General features: G+C 73.6%; 17 protein-coding genes. 10 read left to right on the plus strand and 7 right to left on the minus strand.

The window, feature by feature from the left end:
* The first annotated feature begins 39 nt into the window (after positions 1–39).
* A complete protein-coding gene (locus BUB75_RS33230) occupies positions 40–795 on the plus strand; it encodes an AAA family ATPase (RefSeq protein WP_073262917.1) in 756 nt (251 codons plus the stop codon).
* Positions 796–818: 23 nt separating this feature from the next.
* Here the strand turns inward: BUB75_RS33230 and BUB75_RS33235 are convergent, their stop codons facing one another.
* Positions 819–1,772: a hypothetical protein gene (locus BUB75_RS33235; protein ID WP_143175563.1), complete on the minus strand. Its 954-nt coding sequence runs from the start codon at positions 1,770–1,772 to the stop codon at positions 819–821.
* Between the two features lie 135 nt (positions 1,773–1,907).
* Between BUB75_RS33235 and BUB75_RS33240 the strand changes: the two genes are divergently transcribed.
* Positions 1,908–3,365, plus strand: a complete 1,458-nt coding sequence (locus BUB75_RS33240) for a glycosyltransferase family 2 protein (RefSeq protein WP_143175564.1) — start codon at positions 1,908–1,910, stop codon at positions 3,363–3,365.
* Positions 3,366–3,522: 157 nt separating this feature from the next.
* On the opposite strand, the gene BUB75_RS33245 is transcribed toward BUB75_RS33240, so the two are convergent.
* The 3 genes from BUB75_RS33245 to BUB75_RS33255 all read right to left on the minus strand — a co-directional run bounded on the left by BUB75_RS33245 (position 3,523) and on the right by BUB75_RS33255 (position 5,944).
* Positions 3,523–4,044 carry an RICIN domain-containing protein gene (locus BUB75_RS33245; RefSeq protein ID WP_143175565.1) on the minus strand — a complete coding sequence of 174 codons (522 nt, stop codon included), beginning with the start codon at positions 4,042–4,044 and terminating at the stop codon, positions 3,523–3,525.
* A 138-nt stretch (positions 4,045–4,182) separates the two neighbouring features.
* Positions 4,183–5,088: an NAD(+)/NADH kinase gene (locus BUB75_RS33250; protein WP_073262774.1), complete on the minus strand. Its 906-nt coding sequence runs from the start codon at positions 5,086–5,088 to the stop codon at positions 4,183–4,185.
* A 55-nt stretch (positions 5,089–5,143) separates the two neighbouring features.
* The gene (locus BUB75_RS33255; RefSeq protein ID WP_073262776.1) at positions 5,144–5,944 is read right to left on the minus strand and encodes a methyltransferase domain-containing protein; all 801 of its coding nucleotides are present in this window, start codon (positions 5,942–5,944) and stop codon (positions 5,144–5,146) included.
* Positions 5,945–5,978: 34 nt separating this feature from the next.
* Between BUB75_RS33255 and BUB75_RS33260 the strand changes: the two genes are divergently transcribed.
* Positions 5,979–6,863: a hypothetical protein gene (locus BUB75_RS33260; RefSeq protein WP_143175566.1), complete on the plus strand. Its 885-nt coding sequence runs from the start codon at positions 5,979–5,981 to the stop codon at positions 6,861–6,863.
* Positions 6,864–6,905: 42 nt separating this feature from the next.
* Here BUB75_RS33260 and BUB75_RS33265 read toward each other — a convergent pair whose 3' ends face one another.
* Together BUB75_RS33265 and BUB75_RS33270 are read right to left on the minus strand one after the other, a co-directional pair.
* On the minus strand, positions 6,906–7,466 hold the full coding sequence (locus BUB75_RS33265; RefSeq protein WP_073262780.1) for a LuxR family transcriptional regulator: 561 nt from the start codon (positions 7,464–7,466) through the stop codon (positions 6,906–6,908).
* Positions 7,463–9,850 carry a helix-turn-helix domain-containing protein gene (locus BUB75_RS33270; RefSeq protein ID WP_218617920.1) on the minus strand — a complete coding sequence of 796 codons (2,388 nt, stop codon included), beginning with the start codon at positions 9,848–9,850 and terminating at the stop codon, positions 7,463–7,465. Before BUB75_RS33270 ends, BUB75_RS33265 begins: the two co-directional genes overlap by 4 nt.
* A 376-nt stretch (positions 9,851–10,226) precedes the next feature.
* Here BUB75_RS33270 and BUB75_RS33275 point away from each other — a divergent pair, with 376 nt between their 5' ends.
* From BUB75_RS33275 to BUB75_RS33300, 6 genes are all read left to right on the plus strand, one after another.
* A complete protein-coding gene (locus BUB75_RS33275) occupies positions 10,227–10,727 on the plus strand; it encodes a hypothetical protein (protein WP_073262784.1) in 501 nt (166 codons plus the stop codon).
* Between the two features lie 116 nt (positions 10,728–10,843).
* Complete coding sequence (locus BUB75_RS33280; protein WP_084742018.1) at positions 10,844–12,346, plus strand: dynamin family protein; 1,503 nt, start codon at positions 10,844–10,846, stop codon at positions 12,344–12,346.
* A 40-nt stretch (positions 12,347–12,386) separates the two neighbouring features.
* A complete protein-coding gene (grpE, locus tag BUB75_RS47315; RefSeq protein ID WP_084742021.1) occupies positions 12,387–13,283 on the plus strand; it encodes a nucleotide exchange factor GrpE in 897 nt (298 codons plus the stop codon).
* Complete coding sequence (locus BUB75_RS33290) at positions 13,280–15,220, plus strand: dynamin family protein (protein ID WP_073262788.1); 1,941 nt, start codon at positions 13,280–13,282, stop codon at positions 15,218–15,220. The genes grpE and BUB75_RS33290 overlap by 4 nt, the downstream gene beginning before the upstream one ends.
* Positions 15,221–15,227: 7 nt before the next feature.
* On the plus strand, positions 15,228–15,887 hold the full coding sequence (locus BUB75_RS33295; RefSeq protein ID WP_073262790.1) for a hypothetical protein: 660 nt from the start codon (positions 15,228–15,230) through the stop codon (positions 15,885–15,887).
* A 101-nt stretch (positions 15,888–15,988) separates the two neighbouring features.
* Entirely contained in the window at positions 15,989–16,363 is a 375-nt protein-coding gene (locus BUB75_RS33300) for a VOC family protein (RefSeq protein WP_073262792.1), read from the plus strand.
* Between the two features lie 46 nt (positions 16,364–16,409).
* Here BUB75_RS33300 and BUB75_RS33305 read toward each other — a convergent pair whose 3' ends face one another.
* The gene (locus tag BUB75_RS33305; protein WP_073262794.1) at positions 16,410–17,936 is read right to left on the minus strand and encodes an Hsp70 family protein; all 1,527 of its coding nucleotides are present in this window, start codon (positions 17,934–17,936) and stop codon (positions 16,410–16,412) included.
* A 147-nt stretch (positions 17,937–18,083) separates the two neighbouring features.
* Here BUB75_RS33305 and BUB75_RS33310 point away from each other — a divergent pair, with 147 nt between their 5' ends.
* The gene (locus BUB75_RS33310; protein WP_073262797.1) at positions 18,084–18,845 is read left to right on the plus strand and encodes a glycerophosphodiester phosphodiesterase family protein; all 762 of its coding nucleotides are present in this window, start codon (positions 18,084–18,086) and stop codon (positions 18,843–18,845) included.
* Positions 18,846–18,854 lie beyond the last annotated feature (9 nt).

Consider the following 18,854-nt stretch of genomic DNA (forward strand, 5'->3'; position numbering starts at 1 on the left):
CGTCCGAGCCTCGGTACGGTCGCGAGCGAGGGGGTGGTGATGGCCGGTCGTCCGAGGTCCGGGGGCGGGTTCCTCCGGTGGGTCGAGCTTGCCGACGCACCGCCGGGACCGCCGCGCTACCCGTTCACGCTGCCGGTGGTCGCCGCGCTCCGGGACGCCGGGCGCCTCGAGCTGGACCCCGCGGTGACGTTCCTGGTCGGTGACAACGGCAGCGGGAAATCGACGCTGGTCGAGGCGATCGCGGTGGCGGCCGGGTTCAATCCCGAGGGCGGGTCGCGGAACTTCCGGTTCGCGACCAGGGCCACCGAGTCCTCGCTGGGCGAGTACCTGCAGCTGGTCCGCGGAGTGTCGAAACCGCGCACCGGGTTCTTTCTCCGGGCCGAGTCGTTCTACAACGTCGCGACCGAGATCGAGCGGTTGGGATCGTTCGACGGCTACGGCGGACAGAGCCTGCACGAGCGTTCGCACGGCGAGTCGTTCCTCGATCTGGCCGCGCACCGGTTCGGGCCGCGCGGGCTGTACCTGCTCGACGAGCCGGAGGCCGCGCTGTCCGTGCAGGGCTGCCTCGCGCTGCTCACCCGGATCCGCGATCTGGTGGAGGCCGGCTCGCAGTTCCTGATCGCGACCCACTCGCCGGTGCTGCTGGCGTCACCCGGCGCCCGGATCCTGCAGATCGAGGCGAGCGGCACGATCAGCCCGGTCAGCTACGACGAGGCCCAGCCGGTCGAGTGGACCAGGCGCTTCCTCGCCGACCCGCAGCGCTACCTGCACTACTTGTTCGCCGACCCGGCCTGACCGGTCTAGCGCCCCTGACCGCGTCAGCGGTCGTGGCGCGTTCGGCGGCGGAGCGCGCGGACGGCCGTGGCCGCGGGTGCACTGGCCACGAGCACCCCCGCCAGGACGATGAGCGCGCTCGCCGCCAGCGGACCGGCGAGCGTGCCGAACGCCGGACCCGACCCCACCCGACCGGCGACCAGCGCGGCCACCAGCAAGCCGAGCGTCGTCCCGGCGAGCCACCGCGGCCGGACGCCCGGCGGCCCGCAGCGGGCCAGCCAGAGCGCGATCCCGGCGAGTCCGAGCGCGATCATCCCGGCCCACCACGGCACGCCCCACGCCGGCAGCACCTCGATGTCGGTCGTGCTGCTCCACGATGCCGACGAGCCGTCGCGGACGACCTCGGTGGGTCCCTCGCGCACCTCCACGCCCCACGCCCAGGTGCTCACCCAGCCCAGCAGCGCGGCCACGGCGACGAGCAGGACCTCGCGCACGCCCCAGGTCGGACGCCGGAGCGATCGGCCGGTTCCGCGGAGGCCGATCCCGACCAGCGCGAGCACCGCGGTGCCCGCCCCGACGGCGTCGAGGTCCCGGCCGCCGATCGGTGGTGCCGCCACCGAGACGGCGTACGCATCTGCCGTGTACACGGCTTCGGCTTCGGCTTCGTCGACCAGGTCGACCGGGTCCGATTCGATGTCGTCCGGCGGGATCTCCGCCGCCAGTTGTGGGGCGTCGCCCGGCGGGTCGGACGCGTCGAATGCGGCGAAGACGCCGAACCAGAGCGCGGCTACGACGAGCAGCGGCACGGCGAGCAGCCGTAGCAGGCCCGCCCGGCCCCACTGCAACCAGATCACGCATCCGGCGAGCCCGGGCAGCGCGGGTGACCACCAGCGGCAGACCGCCCAGTCCCAGAACAACACGAGCCCGAACAGGATCGTTGCGGCCAGCAGTACGCGGCGCGACCAGACCGGACGACGGTCGGCAAGCGGAGCGGTCACGGCGCGCACTGTAGCGCTGCGGGTTCCTGAGAGTCCGTGAAGTGATCCAGGCCACTCCGCGTATCTCCGGCGCGGGTCGCGGGTCTGTGCCTGTGACAACGCGCTACGGCGCACCGCGAAGGAGAGGGGAACTCCGTGCCGACTAAGGAAATCGTCATCGCACCCAGGCCGGTGCCGTACGGATCCGCGACCAACGACCTGAGTGACGAGTCGTTCGCGATCCGGATGGCCGCCCGGCTCGGCGACGCGAAGCGCTCGGTCGACCGGTTCGTCCACGAGGTGCGCTACCGCCCGCCGCGCAGCCGTACCGCCCGGATGCTGGTGCTGATCCCGGCGCACAACGAGGAAGCGACGATCGCGAAGACGCTCGACGCGCTGCTCACCCAGTCCCGGGTGCCCGACCGGATCGTCGTCATCGCCGACAACTGCACCGACGACACCGAGAAGATCGCCCGCCGCTACCGTGGGGTGACGGTCATGCGGACCGTCGACAACCACGACCGCAAGGTCGGCGCGCTGAACCAGGCCTGGCGCCGCTGGCAGGCCGGCTACGACTTCATCGCCGGCATCGACGCCGACACCCAGCTCGCGCCGGACTGCCTCCAGCAGCTCGAGGAAGAGCTCGCCAACACCCCGCGGGCCGGGGGCGTGATGGCCCGGTACACGTTCGATCAGCGCCTGGGATCGACCCCGATGGCCCGTCTGCTGATCCGCCTGCAGCGGCTCGAGTTCGCCAGCTGGACGATGGACGCGCTGCAGAAGAACCGGACGACGTACGTCCTCGGCGGCCAGGCGTCGCTCTTCAACGCCGACGCGTTACGCCGGGTCACCGAGCGCAACAACACCCCGGGGCCCTGGGACGCGTCCGCGCAGGTCGAGGACATGCAGCTCACCGGCGACCTGCGGGCGATGCGCTACGAGACGCTGGTCTCCCCCACCGCGCGGGCACACGCGGGGGCGATGCTCACGGTCCGCTCGCTCTGGGCGCAGCGCCGCAAGTGGGACGAGGGGATGGCGCGGCTGCTCGCCAAGCCGGCGCTCTCCAAGTGGACCGCCACGCTGTGGCGTCAGCAGCTCTCGCTGCTCTCGAACGGCGTCACCCGGCTGATGTTCCTCTTCCTGCTGACGTTCTCGCTGATGGTGCACCAGTTCGTCTGGTCCTGGTGGTGGCTCACGCCGACGGTGGTCGCGTCGCTGCTCAACGCGCGGGTCGCGTGGCGGGTGCCGAACCGCACGATGGGTGACGTCTTGACCGCGGCGCTCCTCGTCCCGGTCGAGTTCTACCTCTGGTTCCGCCTGGCCTGCACCACCGCGTCCTGGTCGAACGTGCTGGCCGGCATCAAGCGGGACGGCTGGGAGGACCAGGCTCGCGCCGAGCGCGGCGCGTCGAACGGCCCCGGCCGGATCATCACCGCCGTCGCGATCATCGCGGTGCTCGCCGGTCTGACCGTGTTCGGCTGGCTGAACGCCCCGCTGTGGCTCCAGGAGCGGGTGCTGACCGTCGGCTGGTCGCTCCTCGCGGTGGTCACCGTCCTGCAGACCCTGCTGATGCTCATCCGCCTGGTCCGCCCGAGCCGCGGTTACCGCCCCTGATCCCGGTTCGATCCGGATCACGGTTCGACCCTTGATTGCGGCCCGCGCCTGATCACGGTCGGCCACCGAGACCAACCTCGGCCAGCGTCCCCTCCGCTCGGCCGGGGTTCGGACCGAGAGCCCCTGCACCGCTCCCTGGTGCAGGGGCTTTCGCCGTCTAGATCGCGTCTTCGCCGAGCAGGTGCCAAACCTGGTTGGGGTCGCCCGCCGACGCCGGGACCACCTGCAGGTAGCCGTGGTGGCTCGGGTCGACCGCGAGCACGTTGCCGCTGGCCAGGTTGACCAGCCGGTACGTGCCGGGGCCGACCGGCTGCCTGGACCAGTCCAGACGCGGGTCGCGGGTGTCGAGGCCGGTGCACGTGTAGGTGTTGGCCGTGCCGTACTCGCTGGCGCCCAGGCACGTGCCGCGGCGGTCGACCAGCCGGAAGTACGGTTCGCCGCCGCCCTTCGGGGACGTCACGGTGCTGGACTCGTGCCAGACCTGGGACGGGTCGTAGACGCAGACTCGCCGCTGGGCCCTGCGCTGGTGGCCCGAGGTGGTGTCGATGCGCGTGACGCACTCGCCGGTGCCCTGGTTGATCAGGTAACCCGAGAACGTGGGCTCCGGCTCGGCCGCCACGGCTGTCGTCCCGGCCCCCGCGACCGCGACGCCAATGACCGAAAACAGTACGAAAAGCAACTTTTTGATCGAAATGGTGAGGCTCCTTCGGCGAAACGGTCGGCGCCCAGTGCGCCGACCGTCCCGAAGGATCCGTGAGAACGAGTGCCCCGACTGTTCGGCGCGCGACCTGCCCGGAGTTCGCGCGCCGACACCGAATCAGCGGTAGGACGCGCCGTCCACCAGCCCGAGCTTGCGGCGGACCCGCTGGTAGAACGTGGCTTCGCCGAGCCGGACGACCTGGGCGGCGTCGGGGTCGGTGCGCAGCTCGAGCGTCGTCCCGGGTTCGGCGGTGCCGGCCACGACGCCGTCCACCTCGACGGCGAGCGCGCCGCTGCCCGGCTCGACCGAGAGCGCGAGGGTCTCCGCGCAGTCCAGGACGACCGACCGGTTGAACGCCGAGTGCGGCGCCGCCGGGGTGACGACGAGACCGCGGACGGTCGGCGAGATGATCGGGCCGCCCGCCGAGAAGCTGTACGCGGTCGAGCCGGTCGGGGTCGCCACCACGACGGCGTCGGCGGCGTAGCGCAGGAACGGCTGCCCGCCGACGCTCAGCTCGACCGAGGCCAGCCCGTGGCCGGGCGTCCGGACCAGCGCGATGTCGTTGAACGCCAAAAGCTGTGTGGGGCCGCTCTCCGTGAGGCCGCCGTCGGTAAGGCCGGCGGACCAGGCCGGCACCGAGCCGGCGACCGCGGAGCGTGGCTCGACCCGGTACTCGCCGGCGTCGATCTGGCCCAGCGCGGCCGCGAGGTCGGGAACGTCGACCTCCGCGAGGAAGCCGAGGCGACCGAGGTTGACCGGCAGGATCGCACCACGGTGGCCGTGCATCATCCGCATCGCGCGCAGCATCGTGCCGTCGCCGCCGAGGCTGATCACCAGGTCGCAGGCGGCGGCCAGCTCCGCTGTCTCGACCGCGACGGCCTCGCAGTCGATGCGCTGGACCTCCTCCTTGAGCCCGAGCACCTCGACGCCCTTGCCCCGGGCCCAGTCGAGGATGGTCCGGATCGCCTGCTGCGAGTCGCGCGCCGGGTGCAGGACCAGGCCGACCTTACGGAGAACGCCCACGCGGTCAGCCTACGGGCGGTTCCGGACGCCCTGGTCGGCAACCGGCTCGGCGCCCCTACGGCGTGCCCTTCTGTGCGACGACGAAGAGGCGGCGGAACGGGTACCAGACCCGGCCGTCGGCGACCGGGTACGCGGCGGTCAGCCGGGCGGTGAGGTCCGCGGTGAACTCCGCGTACTCGTCCGGGCTCAGCGCGGCGATCACCGGCCGGAGCGTGGTGCCCTCCAGCCAGCCGAGGACGGGGTGCCTGCCCGGAGCGTCGTCCGGCAGCTCGTGCAGGTACGTGGTCTCCCAGGCGTCGACCCGGAAACCGGCGTCGCTGAGCAGCGCGGCGTAACCCACCGGCTCGAGCACCGGGCCGGACTCGCTCGTCCCGGCCAGCCGGTTCCGCCAGGACGGTGCCTCGATGAGCTCCCGCACCGCCGCGTGCGACGGGGCGTGCTGGTTGCCCGGCACCTGGACGGCCAGCCAGGCGCCCGGCGCGAGCGCGTCGGCCCAGCGGCGCAGCAGCGCGGGATGATCCTCGATCCAGTGCAGCACCGCGTTGCTGACCAGCACGTCGACGTCCGGTGTCGGTGTCCACTCGCTCACGTCGGCGAGCGCGAACCGGAGCCCGGCGCGGGCCAGCGGCTGCGCCTCGGTGATCATCGCGGCGGACGAGTCGAACCCGACGACCTGCGCCTCCGGGTACCGCTCGGCGAGCGTCGCGGTCAGGTATCCCGGTCCGCAGCCGGCGTCGACCACCGACCGGACGTCGTCGGGTGCCGCACCGATCCGGGCGACCAGCTCGACGAACGGCCTGGCGCGCTCCGGCCGGCGCCGGATGTAGACCGCCGGATCCCACTGCTCGAACCGCACCCTTGGCCTCCTTCACCGGTTCTACCCTCGGTACATGGTGCGGGACGGTCGCCCCCGTCCGCTCGGCCGCTGGGCACGGATGCCGCGGGGCCGGGTAGTCGCGCTGGTCGTCGGGGTGGTCCTGGGTGCGGTGTTCACTCACGGGTACGAGGCCCGGCTGGACGAACTGGAACGGCGGGACGCGGTGGAGCTGACCGCGCGGGTGGTCGAGGGCACGCCCGGCGGCGGGCGGGAGACTCTGACGGCGGCGGTCGTGCTGACGAACCTGGGCGCGCACCCGGTGACGATCCGGGCGGCTCAGCTGGACGACGACCGGTTCCGGTCGCGGCTCGTCGGCGAGGCGGTAGCGATCGCTCCGGGGGCGGACGTCCGGCTCACGCTCGCGGTCTCCGGTGGCTGCGCGGGGGGCGGGCCGCAGACCGTGCCCGGCACGCTCGTCGCGACCGTGGAGACACCGCACCGCGGCGCGCGGACCCATCCGGTGCGGCTCGCGGACGACGCCGGCCTGCTGCTCGCCGCGGCCCGGCGGACCTGCGCCGACGCGGACTTCGACCGCTGGGTCAGCACCCAGGCCGCGGGTGCGCCGACGATCGTCCGACGAGGACTGCTCCAGCCGGTGCGGTTCCGCCTGCACGGCGCGAGCCCGCAGGAGATCGGCGCGGTCCGCAGCGAAACGCCCGGCCTGGTCGTGGTCGCCGCGCCGCTGCCGGTGCGGTTCGCCGCCGACGGCCTCACGGCGGTGACGACGCTGCGCTGGGCGCCGTCGGACTGCCTGGAGGCGCAGCGGGCCCGCGCGGACGAGGTGCGGCTGCGGGCGACGGTGACGCTCGCGACCGGCGTGCCCGAGGAGGTCACCACGCTCCTCGACGCCGAGTCCCTCCGCGCCGTCACCGATTTCCGAGACCGAGCCTGTGTTTAAACCCTCAGCACGGACCTGGAGCCCGCCCAGGGCCGCGCTCCGTCAGCGGCGTTCTGGGCGGGCCGCCTTCACGTACTCGATGACGGCCTGGCGGGTGGTGCGGACGCCTAGCGCTTCGCGGGCGGCGGCGATGCGGCGGTTCGCGGTCCGGAGTGACAGGAACTCCGCGGCGGCCGCGGCCGCGATCGAGTCACCGGCCGCGAGCCGGTCGAGCAGAGCCCGCTGCTCGGCGGTGAGCGGCAACCCGTCCCCGTTGCTGTCGGCCTCCGGAACGACGCGGGCGGCACCGTCGGACTCGCCGGTCTGCGGCGCGCGGCGGACCGGCCCGATCCGCGCGAGGTCGGCGAGCAACGCCTGCCCGGCCGGGCTCTCCACGTCGGCCACCGCCACGACGCCCGCTCCGCGGGCCGCCGCCAGCACCGCACCGGCCACCGCTTCGTCGTCGGCGACCGGGCCGGTGACGACGGTCCGGGACGCGGTGAGGTCCCAGGGTTCGTCCGGCACGGCCAGCCCGGTCCGGACCGCCCAACCCTCGGACGCCAGCCGGCGCACCACCAGCGCGAGGTCCGCGGCCGTCCGCAGCACGTACAGCGGCCGACTCACTCTGCGCCTGCCAGGGATGAGCTACCCGCCAAGACCAGCGTCGCCGCCTCGGTCCGGGTCCGGGCGCCGAGCTTGCGCATCCCCGCCCGGACGTGCGTCTCGACGGTCTCCCGGGAGATCCCGAGCTGGCCCGCGATCCGCCGGGTCGGTTCCCCGGCCGCGACCAGCGCCAGCACCTCGCGCTCCCGGGCGGTCAGCGTGCTGGTGCGGCTGCGGTCGATCGTCGCGCGGCGTACCGCGAACCGGCGCAGCGCCCGGTGGACCCGGCCCAGCAGCACGGTCAGCCCGGCGTGCTCGGCGTACTTCTCGGCCGCCAGCAGCGGCGGCACCGCGCGGTCGGCGTCCGGGGTGGACAGACCGGCGGCGAGCAGGCAGCGGATCTGCTCCCGCAGAGCGCTGCCCTGCCAGAGCGCCGCGGCGGCCTCGAACGCGGTGGCGGGCGGCGTACTCCCCTCCACGCCCGCCCACGCGGACAGCGTCGCCCGAACCGGCAGCAGCCGATGGCGGGCGCCCTCCCCCGGCTCGGGGTCACCCAGGTCGTGCCGCGCCCACTGGGCGGTCACCGCGCGCAGCCCACCCGCGAGCGAACCACCGCCGACCGTGTCCAGCGCCCGGTCGGGCTGGCCGTCGAGCCAGGCGACCTCGTGGTCGACCCAGCGCACGACCTCCGGCCCCAGGCCACGCGCGGCGTCGATCCGGCCGGCCGGGTCCCGATCCAGCCGCGTCCTGGCCGGCGCCAGCGCGCCGGTGTCGGCCAGCGCCAGCGACGCGGCGGCGAGCGCGTAACTGCGGGCCGGACCAGGCAGCGTGCGGTCGAGCAGGTCGACCGCACCCCGGACGACCGTGTCGAGGTCGAGGCCGAGCAGCGCACCGCACCAGAGTTCGGCGGCCGCGAACCGGGTCTCCCAGCTGTAGGCGAGCTGCCCGGCGCACGCGGCCCGGTACTGGTCCGCCACCGCGTTCGCCTCCGCGATCCGCCCGTCGGCCAGCAGGTGCTCGGTGAGCAGCCACCCGCTCCACCAGGCGTCGACCGGGCGGCCGTCGGCGAGCGCGGCGGTCGCGGCGGCCGAGAGCTCGTCGACCCAGCCGTCGCGACGATCCCGGGCACCGAGTGCCGCCAGCGCGACCCGAACCGCCGGGCTTTCGGCCAGGCCCGGCGGAACGGCGGCGGCCCGCGCCGGTGCTCCGGCCGCGTCGGCGCCCAGCGCGGCGAGCAGCGTCACCCGGGTGTGCTCGGCCCGCAGCGTCTCGTGGACCCCGTCCGCGGGCACCGCCGACACCGCGTCGAGCGCGTCCGCCACCGCACCGGCCTGCAGTAACGCCTCCGCGCGCAGTACCGCGGTGCGCACCCGGTCACCCGGCGCCATCGGCTCGTCGCCGGGCAGCACCCGGCGACACCCCGCGGTGTCGCCGACCGCGAGTGCGGCTTCGGCGGCCTCCAGCCGGAGTGCGATCAGCGACCGCGGGCGGCTGCCGTCCGGACCGGTGGGCACCTCACCGGCGCTCACCGCGGCGTCGACCGCGAGCAGCAGCGCCGCCGCGCGGTCGCCGACCGTGGTCGCGGAGCGGACCGCGCCGAGCGCCGTGCGGTAGGCCGCCGCCGCGTCGCCGCCCGCCGCGCTGTGCCGGGCGGACTCCAGGCCACCGAGCAGATCCGCCAGCCTGCGGTGCAGGCCGGTGCGCTCGGAGTCCGGAAGGACGGCTGCGGCGACCTCGGCGAGGTAGCGCGGGCTCGGCGTGACCACGTCGCCGTCCACCGTGACCCAGCCCGCGTCGGCCAGTTCCGGGACGCCGGGCCCGAGCAGCACCGGTGACGCCGGCCGGCCGAGCAGTCCCAGCGCGGCGAGCGCGGTCCGGGCGGGGCGGGGCAGGTCGGCGACCGCGGCGGCCACGGCCCGGTCGAGCGCGCCAGTGGCGGTGTCCTCGTCGACGGCGCCCGGTTCGGCGGTCGGCATCCCGCCCTGGGCCGCCCGGCCGGCGAGCACCCGGACCGCGAGCGGGTTCCCCCCGGCGCGGGCGAGGACGGCGTCCAGAGCGCGATCGTCCAGTGTGGGCGCCGACTGGCGAGCCAGCGCACGCGCCTCGACGGCGGGGAGTCCGGTCAGCACGGTCCAGCGGGTGGCGGCCGCCCGCAACGCTTCCTCCGCCCCCGATGGCAGGCCGCCCGGCGTCCGAATAGCGACCAGCACCCGGCAGACGTCCGCAAGCAGTGGGAGCACGGCCAGTGACAGCGGGTCAGCGTGGTGCACGTCGTCGACCACCAGCAGGCCTTCCCCGACCCGGGCCCGGACCGCCTCCGCGGCCAGCGGAGCATCCCGGTCGGGCAGGCGGGCGCGCACCGCGCGCGCCAACGCCATTCCCGGCAGGTGACGCAACGTAGCCAAACCACCGCCGTGGAACACAGGACCACGGAACTCGTCCGCAAGCACACGGAGAGTAGTAGTGCGGCCGACTCCCGGCCCACCCGCGAGCACCACCAGCCCCGGGTGTGTCAGTAGGACACCGAGCCCGTCTCGGCCCGCCGGCGTTCCCCCGTCGGCGTCGACCACCGCTTTTCCTCCCGCACTGCTGCGTCGTTTCCCCCCATCCGTCCCCTCCTGCGAGGCCCGCTGGACTGGCACGAAGTAGGGATGGTGCGGCGGCAGGATATGCCTAGGGTCAGTGCTACGAATCGTGCACAGTCAAACCCCCGACACAGCCCCCGGCGCACGAGGGTTCCGGGAGCACCCTGAACGCAACCACTACAGGAGGATTTTCCCGATGAGCGACGTCGACGACGCCAGCTACGACGGCGGCACCCCGGACGGTGCGGAGCAGGTCGACTACGACGGTGACGGCAGCGCCGACGGCTACCTGGTGACGAACAGCGACGGCACCGCGTACGAGGTCGTCGACACGAACAACGACGGCGCGTACGACACCGTCCTGGTCGACACCGACGGCGACAACGACGCCGACGCGGTGGGTGTGGACACCAACAACGACGGCCGGGTCGACGCGGTGGCGTACGACGCGGACGGCGACAGTGACGCCGACTACGCGGCCGCCGACACCGACGGTGACGGCATCATCGACACCGCAGTGGCGGACACGAACAACGACGGTGTCGCCGACGTGGCCTACGTCGACACGAACGCCGACGGCACGGCCGACGTGGCCTACACCGACTCGGACGGTGACGGTCAGTGGGACACCGAGACCACCGCTCCGTCCGGCACCGAGACTGCCGGTACGGGTGCGCCGGACCTGGCGAGCGCCTGATCCACCCCGCTGCCGGGCCCGCAGTGATCACTGCGGGCCCGGCACCGGCATGATCAGAGAGGCCTAGTCAGGCGCGGTGAATCGCACGAACGAGATTGCACGAGAGGGAGAACACAGTGGGGCCAGGTCCGCTGAGCCAGCGCGTCGCCGGACTTTGCCGGGAGGTCGGTCCCCGGCTCGGCGGTGGCACCGGCGTAGCGGTCGCCGATTTGTCCCGGCGGCTCGGCGAGCCGCTGCGGGTGGCGATCGCCGGACGGCTCAAGGCCGGTAAGTCGACGCTGGTGAACGCGTTGATCGGACGCCGGGTCGCACCCACCGAGGTGGGCGAGTGCACGCGGCTCGTGACGCAGTTCCGGTACGGGCCCGCCGACCGGGTCGACGTCGTCCGCCGGGACGGACTGCGGGTCAGCCTGCCGCTGGACGAGTCGGGCATGATCCCGCAGCGCCTGGGGATCCCGCGCCAGGAGGTGTCCTACGTGGACGTCACCCTGGCCAGCGACCGGCTGCGTGACCTGACGGTCGTCGACACCCCCGGTCTGAGCTCCACCAACTCCCAGGTCAGCGACGGAACCAGGCGGTTCCTGTTCAACGACAACCCGGTCGACGACGATCTCGACCAGGATTCGCAGAGCGCGCTGTCCGGCGCCGAGGCGATCATCTACGTCTTCACCCAGTCGGTGCGCGAGGACGACCTGGAAGCGCTGGAAGCCTTCCGCTCGATCTCCGCCCGGCTCTCGTCCAACCCGATCAACTCCCTCGGCCTGTTCAACAAGGTGGACAAGCTCGGCGGCGGCGGTGACCCCTGGCCGGTGGCCGGTCCGCTCGCCGAGACCCAGGCCCAGGCGCTGCGCCGGCAGGTCGCGGACGTCGTCCCGGTGGTCGGGCTGCTCGCCGAGACCACCGAGGCCGGCCGGCTGACCGCGGCGGACTGCGAGAGCCTGCGTGCGCTGGCGGCGCTGCCCGCGGTCGACCGGGCGGTGCTGATGGCCTCGGTCGACCTGTTCACCACCCGCGAGTGCGAGATCCCGGCCGAGCAGCGCGAGCGCCTCCTGCGCCTGCTCGACCTCTACGGCATCCAGTTCGCGGTCGCCTCGCTCGCGGCCGACCCCACGCTGGCGACCGGCGAGCTGATCCGCCGGCTCTACCGGGCGTCCGGCTTCCCCCGCGTCCGGCAGACGCTCGACCAGGCGTTCCGCTGGCGCACCGACGCGATCAAGGCCGGCTGGGCGCTGACCACGCTGGAGCAGGTCGCCGCGCGCGCCGAACGCCCCGCCGACCGGGAACTGCTCCGGGACGCCGTCGAGCGGCTCCTCCAGCAGCCCGAGTACCACCAGCTGCGGCTGCTCGAGGTGGCCCAGCAGGTCACCACCGGCGCGGTCGAGCTGCCCACGGGCATGGAGTCCGAGCTGACCCGGCTCGCCCTCTCCGACGACCCCGGCTGGATCCTGCAGCTGGCCGGCGCGCCGAACCCGCAGCTCGCCCAGGCCGCGCTGGAGGCCGCCACCCGGTGGCGGACGTTCGCGGTGGCCAGCGCCAGCCCTGCCCAGGCCCGCATCGCCCACGTCGCCCACCGCGGGTTCTACCTGCTCTCGCAGCGGGTCCGCGCTACCGCCTCCTGACTCGACCCCCTTCGAATTTGCCGAACGGAGTACCCCCACCATGCCGACCAGCTTCGTCCGGCTCATCGTGGCCGGGCTGACCCTTGTCCTGGCTGTGCTGACCGGCCTGGTCACCGGTTTTGTCGCTGGCGGACCGGGGTGCGACGACGTCGCGCCCGCCCCCGCGTCCAACGTGTCGACCGCACCGACGACCGCGCCGTCGGACGGCCCCGGTGGGCCGGCCGGACCGGCCGAGGCACCCACCGCCGAAGGCGCGTCGCCCGACGAGCCGGGCGGCCAGGGTGGGCCGAACAACGACGTCTCGCCGCAGCCGGACAACACCAACGAGGGCACGCTTCCCGGCATCAACGAGGCGTTCACGCTCACCGACGACGGCGACTGCAGCGGCTTCTCCGTGCTGACCGCGGTGGTCGGGTTCCTCGGCGCGCTGTTCACCGGCGCGATCGTCGGCGGCGTCGCGCTGTTCGTGCCGCGCACCGACGGGGAGACCGCAGCCGGTCGTCCGGTGAGCGGGGTGCCGGGTGCGCCCGGCAGCGGTGCCGGTGTCGGGATCGGTCAGCCGCTCTCGTCCGTACACTCCGTGGGATCGGCGACCGGGGCACACGCCGTCCTCACCGACGTCCAGGCACCGGAGACGGGCCGCGTCACCCGGGAGCGCAAGACGCTCGTCGAGACCTGCATCTACGTCCGCGACCGGGCGACCAGCAAGGCGATCGCCGACCGGCTGGCCTGGGCGCTCAACGAGGTCGGGGTGGTCGAGGACCGGCCGGCCGGCGAGCCGTTCGACACCGCGCGGCACGAGGCCGGCGGTACCACGCCGACCAACGATCGCTCGCTGTCCGGGACGATCGCCGCGGTCGAGATCTCCGGTTACACCGACCGCGGCCAGGTGGTCCGCGCGCCGGTGGTCACCGTCTACCAGGCGGACGTCCGATGACCGCCCCCGCAGGCGGCGCACCGGCCGCGACCCCCGCAGCCAAGCCCGACCAGGCCGCCGCGCTCCGCGCGGTCGAGGAGCAGATCCGGGGCGCGGTCGACACCGGGCTCGGCCACCTCCGGCGCCTCGACCCGGACCTGGCCGCCGACATCGACCAGATCCGCCGCGCGGACGTCGGTCACCCGACCGTGGTCGTCGTCGGCGAGACCAAGCGGGGCAAGAGCTCGCTGATCAACGCGCTGCTGGCGGCGCCGAACCTGTCCCCGGTCGACGCCGCCGTGGCGACCAGCGCGTACCTGGAGTTCTCCGCGGGCGAGCCGCCGCGGGCGGTCGCGCACGTGCCGGGCGACGCCGGGCCACACCCGCTCGCGCTGGACGCGCTGCGGGACTGGGGCACGGTGCTCGGCGCGATGCCCGACGGGCAGCGTCCGCCCCGCCGGATCCAGGTGTTCCACACCGCGCCGCTGCTCAAGCACATCACGCTGATCGACACCCCGGGCGTCGGCGGCCTGGACTCCACCCACGCCGAGATCGCGCTGGACGCCGTCGCCAAGGCCACCGCGCTGCTGTTCGTCGTCGACGCGTCCTCGCCGTTCTCCAAGCCGGAGCTGGACTTCCTGCTGGAGGCCAGCAAGCGGGTCAACCTGGTGATGTTCGCGCTGACGAAGACCGACGCGTTCCCCGGCTGGCGGACGGTCCTGGACGACGACAAGGCGCTGCTGCACACGCACGCCCCCCGGTTCGCCCAGGCCGCGTTCTTCCCGGTCTCGGCGCGGCTGGCCGAACTGGCCGACCAGATGCCGGTTCCGGAGGCCGCCGACGAGGTACGCAAGGAGTCGCGCGTCGCCGAGCTGCGCAACGCGCTCCAGCGGCAGGTCGCGGTCCGCAACGGCGTGCTCGTGCAGGCGAACATGCTGCGCACCGTGCGCTCGGAGCTGGTCGGCCTGGACACCCAGATCGGCGAGCGGATGCGGGCGGTCGACCCGGACCCGGGCGCGGCTGAGAAGCTCAAGACCGAGCGGTCCGAGTTCGTCCAGCGCAAGCGCAAGGACGCTCGCACCTGGACGCTGTCGCTCAACACCGAGGTCCAGCGGGCCCGCACCGACGCGACCGCCCTGCTGCGCAGCGAGATCAGCAAGGCGCAGGACCACTACCTGACGATCGTCGAGAAGGCCAACGGCGAGCGGATCAAGCGGCTGCCGACCGATGTCGACCAGGCGCTGCAGGCGATCGCGCTGCGGATCTCGGCCGAGATGGAGCGCCGTTTCCGGCAGATCGGCGTCCAGATCCTGCGCGAGGTCTTCTCGGACGCCGAGCTCTCGCAGATCCTGGCGCGCCTCAACGCCCGGCTGCGCGCGGTCGCGTCGGCCCGCCCGCAGCGGGACGGCGGAGGCGGTGACCAGGCGCTGGTCATCACCGGTGCGGTCGGTACCGCGTCGCTGCTGGGTAACCTGAGCTTCACCGGCGCGGGCGCGCTGCTGGCCGGTACCGCCGCCGGCTTCGCGGTTCCGGTGATCGGTCTCGGCGTCGGCCTGGCGGCCGGCGCGTTCATGCTCTACCGCCGCCGGGTCGGCAACGACCGGCAGCAGGCCAAGATGTGGCTGCGGGAGGTGCTGAACGAGGCCAGGGCGTCGATCGCCGAGGAGATCTCGCACCGGTTCACGGACCTGCAGTACGCGCTCACCGTCGCGCTGGACGAGGCGGTCGAGCGCCGGGTCGAGCAACTGGACGCGCAGATCGCCGAGATCGACAAGGCGCTCGCCGACGACAAGGCCAACCGGGCCAAGAAGCGGACCGCGCTGCAGAGCGACCGGGACGGGATCCGGGCCCGGATCAAGGCGCTCGACGAGGTGCTGGGCAAGGCCAAGGCCGCGACGAAGATCACCGTGCCGGCGAGCGCCTCCGGGGCGCCGCAGCCCGCTGCCGGAAAGGCGTGAGGGGCTCATGGACGGCCACGTAGGCGACGACTTCCCCGAGGACCTGCCCGACGACGGCGCGGCCGACGAGAGCTTCTCCGACGGCTCGGAGGAGCCGCTCGGGGTGGGAGACGCCGGGGGCTCCTGGGAGGACGACACCGTCGATCTGGACGGCGAGGACGCCGGGTGGCCCGCCGACGACGAGCACCCGATCGGGTCGGACGCGGTGGACTTCGACGCGGAGTACACCTCCGAGGAGGACCTGCCCGCCGAGCCGGCTCCGGCCGATGCCGGTGAGAGCCCGGACGCGGATCCGGAAACGGTCCCGGGCGTCGGGGACGACGAGCCGGTCGGTCTGGGCGCCGACCCCGACCTGCCGTCCGGCGAGGGTGGCGACGGCGGCTGGCTCGACCTGCCCGACCTGGCGAGCGTCGAGGTCCCGGAACCCGCGGGTGGCCCGCCGTGGGTCGACACCGGCTTGCTGGGCGACGACGGTGCGCCTGCCGACGTGCCGGTGACCGGCGACAGCGTCCCGGCGACGCCGGAGGGCGGTGCGGAGGATCTCCGGGCGGCGCTCGGCGAACCACCGCTGGTCGGCGACCCGACCGACGCCGCCTACCAGGATCTCGTCGCCAGCGAGGACCCGGCCGTGCGGAACCTCGCCCGGCTCTGGGGTCCGCCCGCCTGAGCCGGCTGAGGTGCCCGCCCGTACCTGACAGAAGATGGCAGGTACGGGCAGCAGGCTGACCTCCGTCCGGTAGTTCACCGACGACGGAAGGCCTGTTCCTCATGTCCGACACGGCAACGCTGGCCATGGTCAGCCTCGACTCCCCCGACCCGGGCGCGCTCGCCGACTTCTACGGCGCGGTCCTCGGCTGGCCGGTCGTCCACCGGCAGGACGAGTACGCGATGATCAGCTCCGGTGTGGACGGCGTCGCGCCGATCGGGTTCGGTTTGGTCGAGAAGTACCGCGCACCGGCCTGGCCGGACAGCGACTCCTCCAAGCGCTTCCACCTGGATCTCTACGTCGACGACGTGGACGCCGCCGAGGCGCGGTGCCACACGCTGGGCGCCACCACGCCGGAGTTCCAGCCCGGCGCGGAGAAGTGGCGGGTCCTCCTCGACCCGGCGGGCCACCCGTTCTGCCTCTGCCCGCGGCCCTGACGCAACGACGAAGGGCCCCGTTTCCGGGGCCCTTCGTCGTCTGAAGTCACTCCAGTGCCGTCGTGGTCCCCAGGCCGTACGTGCTGCCGGTCGACGGATCGTCCTCGGCGGAGCTGCCGATCGCCAGGCACAGGACGATGAAGAAGCCGAGCAGCAGCACCAGCGCGACGATCAGCGTCACCACGACCGCGGGCTCCTGATACCAGCTCTTCTTCTGCGCCGGAACCGGCTTCGGCGGCACCGGTGCGGCCGGGCGCGGCGGTACCGGGTTGGCCACCCGCGGCGGCATCGGCGTCCGCATCGGTCCGGCCGGGCTGGCCGGCGGGCCGGACGGCGGCCGCTGCACGTGCGGCGGCGGGCCGCTCACCGGGCGCGTCGGCGCGGCGACCGGGCGGCCGGCACCGGCGCCGGACACCTGCGGACCGGTGGCCGGACGCATCGGCGGACCGGACCGCGGGGGCACCGGAGCCGACACCGGGCGACCGGTGGTGCGGGCGCTGTCCTCGCCGGGGAGCGTCCCCACCCGGAGGCTGCCCTCGGCGACGACGGTTTCCGGCTGCTCCAGCGCGGTCGGCGCCACCTGCAGCTGGCTGTGGATGAGGTGCGCGGCCAGCGGGATCCGGCTCGACCCGCCGACCAGGAAGATGCCGACGAGGTCGCGGGGCGTCAGGTGCGCCTCGGTGATCGTCGTCGTCAGGCAGTTGACGGTCCGCTCCAGGTAGGGGCGGATCAGCCGCTCCAGCTCGTCGCGCGTGAGGTGCGCGTCGATCTCCATCGCCGGGAGGTGGATGTCGGCGCTGGTCGTCCGGGAGAGCATCTCCTTGGCCCCGCGGACGTCCTCCCAGAGCATCCGCCGGTTCCGGCGGTCGGTGGCGTCCAGCGGGTTCTGCAGGCGCTGCCAGAAGTCACCGTTGGTGCGCGAGTAGACGTGGCCGAGGTGCTCGATCACCGCGTGGTCGAAGTCGACGCCGCCGACGTCGGGCAGGCCGCCCTCGGCGAGCACCTCGAAGCCGGCCGCGGTACGCCGCACGACCGTCGCGTCGAACGTTCCGCCACCGAGGTCGTAGATCGCCAGCGAGCGTCCGACCGGAACCGAGGTCTGCAGCTCGGCGGTGAAGTACGACGCCGCGGCGACCGGCTCGGCGATCAGCTTGGGACGGGGTAACCCGGCCCGCACCGCACCCTCGATGAGCGCGTTGCGGCGCCGCTCGGCCCACCGCGCGGGGTGCGTCATCCGCACCTCGTCCGGGAGCGAGCCGATCTGCCTGCGGGCCTCGGTCGCGACGGTGCCGAGCACGGTCGCGAACACGTCGGTCACCGGAAGCTCGCGATCGCCGAGGAAGATCGTTCCGTCGTCGACACGTCGTTTCGGGTTCGGTTCGAACCGCGAGGGGTCGACCCGCGCGTTCCGCTCGGCGTCTCGGCCCACCACCATCCTGCCGTCCGTCCCGAGATACACCGCAGACGGCAGCAACGGTGAACCGTCGAACAACAGTGGCCGAACCCGACCGTCGGGTGTGCGGAGCATCGCCACGGTGTTCGACGTGCCGAAGTCGATACCCAGCACGCGCATGAGGCTCCCCCTTTCGCCGGTCACCTTATCGGGGCCGGAGAAGCCGACGGATCCGCATCGTCGGTTCCCCGACGCGACCTGCGCCGGGCCGAGTACCGGCGTACCGCCGGTGAGACCGGGGCAGCACCGACGGTGATACTGGACCGCGTGCCGCCCCCGTTCCTGGACGCTCCCCGACCGCTCGCGTTCGCCCACCGCGGCGGTGCCGCCGAGGGGTACGAGAACACGATGACCGCGTTCGCCCGCGCGGTGGACGCCGGCTACCGGTATGTGGAGACCGACGTCCACGCCACCGCCGACGGCGCGCTGGTGGCGTTCCACGACCGGACGCTCGACCGGGTCACCGACCGGACCGGCCGGATCTCCGCGCTGCCGCTGAGCGAGGTCCGCGCGGCGCGGATCGGTGGCACCGAACGCGTCCCGCTCTTCGACGAGCTGCTCGACACCTGGCCGGAACTGCGGATCAACATCGACGTGAAAGCCGATGACACCGTCGAGCCGCTGATCACCGCACTCCGGAAACACGACGCGCTCGACCGGGTCTGTATCGGTTCGTTCTCCGACGCCCGGTTGGCCCGGATCCGTGCCGCGTTCGGTCCGGCGGTGGCCACCAGCCTGGGCCCCCGGGACGTCGCCCGGCTGAAGGTCGCGTCGCTGACCGGCGCCCGGCCCCGGTTCGCGCCCGGTGTGTGTGCCGCCCAGGTACCGATCCGGCACAAAGGCGTCCGGGTGATGGACGCCCGTTTCGTCACCGCCGCACACCGCCTCGGGCTGCACGTCCACGTCTGGACCGTCGACGACCCGGACACCATGCATCGGCTGCTCGATCTCGGTGTGGATGGCATCATGACCGACCGGATCGACGTTCTCCGCGCCGTCCTCACCGCCCGCGGCCACTGGGCCGCCTGAACGATCAGG

It is taken from the genome of Cryptosporangium aurantiacum, from assembly GCF_900143005.1.
GTDB lineage: Bacteria > Actinomycetota > Actinomycetes > Mycobacteriales > Cryptosporangiaceae > Cryptosporangium > Cryptosporangium aurantiacum.

What these genes read in the sequence shown, in the direction of transcription:
- grpE (WP_084742021.1), top strand. Translation starts at nt 12,387, where the DNA reads ATGCCGACCAGCTTCGTCCGGCTCATCGTGGCCGGGCTGACCCTTGTC.
- BUB75_RS33305 (WP_073262794.1), bottom strand. Translation starts at nt 17,936, where the DNA reads ATGCGCGTGCTGGGTATCGACTTCGGCACGTCGAACACCGTGGCGATG.
- BUB75_RS33260 (WP_143175566.1), top strand. Translation starts at nt 5,979, where the DNA reads ATGGTGCGGGACGGTCGCCCCCGTCCGCTCGGCCGCTGGGCACGGATG.
- BUB75_RS33230 (WP_073262917.1), top strand. Translation starts at nt 40, where the DNA reads ATGGCCGGTCGTCCGAGGTCCGGGGGCGGGTTCCTCCGGTGGGTCGAG.
- BUB75_RS33295 (WP_073262790.1), top strand. Translation starts at nt 15,228, where the DNA reads ATGGACGGCCACGTAGGCGACGACTTCCCCGAGGACCTGCCCGACGAC.
- BUB75_RS33290 (WP_073262788.1), top strand. Translation starts at nt 13,280, where the DNA reads ATGACCGCCCCCGCAGGCGGCGCACCGGCCGCGACCCCCGCAGCCAAG.
- BUB75_RS33275 (WP_073262784.1), top strand. Translation starts at nt 10,227, where the DNA reads ATGAGCGACGTCGACGACGCCAGCTACGACGGCGGCACCCCGGACGGT.
- BUB75_RS33300 (WP_073262792.1), top strand. Translation starts at nt 15,989, where the DNA reads ATGTCCGACACGGCAACGCTGGCCATGGTCAGCCTCGACTCCCCCGAC.